We start from the raw sequence: 1,062 nt of genomic DNA, 5'->3' as shown, positions 1-1,062 counted from the left end.
CAGGAGCGCGGCTTGCGCGGGCATGAGCGGCAGCACTGCCGCGATGAGTCGCCCGGCCGGCACAGGCCGGGCTATGACTCGTGCGGCGGCTGTCAGCCGCTCCAATGCGTACATGCCAACAACGGCACCGTACGCATTCGGGTACTGCAATAGTCCGCCGAGCCTTGCTCCGGCGGAGCTGATCTCGGGGTCAGCAGTTCGCATCACCCCGAAGGGCAGCGGCAATAACCCGCACACGGCAAAGATGCCGCTTAGCACAAGCAAGCCGCCTGCCATCTGCCAACCGCAGGCTAACCAACACGCACCATCCGTGCGCGCAGCCAATATTACGGTGAGCAGAGTAAACATCGCAAGCAGGCTCCACCGCAGCATTTCATCCATGCTGCCCTGTTTACTCACCGAGCCTGCCCATGCATGTACCCCAAAACATGTCATCATCCCCAGCGGCCACAACACCCGTAATATTCCCGGGATTCGAATCATTCGCCAAACCATTCGTTCATTGTTCCCTAGCCAATGTACCGGTGACAGAGGTACTTGTTTTCTTCCTTGCTCCTGCTCTTGCTCTAGACGAATACCGACAAGAAATAGCACAATCATGATCAATATGCTTCCTGCTGCAATCAAAAGGACAGGATACAGATCGGCCGAATAATACAATCCCCGACTCAGACACCCTGCGAGCAGCAAGACAATGGAGAGTATGCCTAACCCAACAGTCCACCCCGATCCTGAATAACGTTTACACCTCAAACTTTGAGAAAAACTCCCTGACGCATCGATCTGGATAGCTCCATTTGGATTATTTTTATCATCTTTTTTATATGTATCGTCTTTGTTGTATGTATCTTCCCTATTATATGTACTGACTCTACTACCCTTACTGTCCCCATTACATAAGTTCCTGTTATCTACATATTCTGTACCCTCTGCATGGCGAGACCCGTCAAACGCCTGTTCCACCATTACCTCGTTCGCCGCATACCCTCGTCTATTCCTTACAACTCCCTTAGCCATTGTCCTATTCTTCATCTCTACCCTCCTTCCACCGTTCCATATGCA

Annotated in this window: 1 pseudogene; it reads right to left on the bottom strand. The window is 52.2% G+C overall.

The features are described 5' to 3' along the window. Nucleotides 1-1,032 (bottom strand): annotated as a pseudogene (locus tag D829_RS32095) (prominin family protein); the annotation flags it as partial. Nucleotides 1,033-1,062 lie beyond the last annotated feature (30 nt).

This window comes from Paenibacillus sp. PAMC 26794, from assembly GCF_000316035.1.
Lineage (GTDB): Bacteria > Bacillota > Bacilli > Paenibacillales > Paenibacillaceae > Paenibacillus.
The sequence above is the reverse complement of the archived record's forward strand: the minus strand, read 5'-3'. Positions and strand labels throughout refer to the sequence as shown.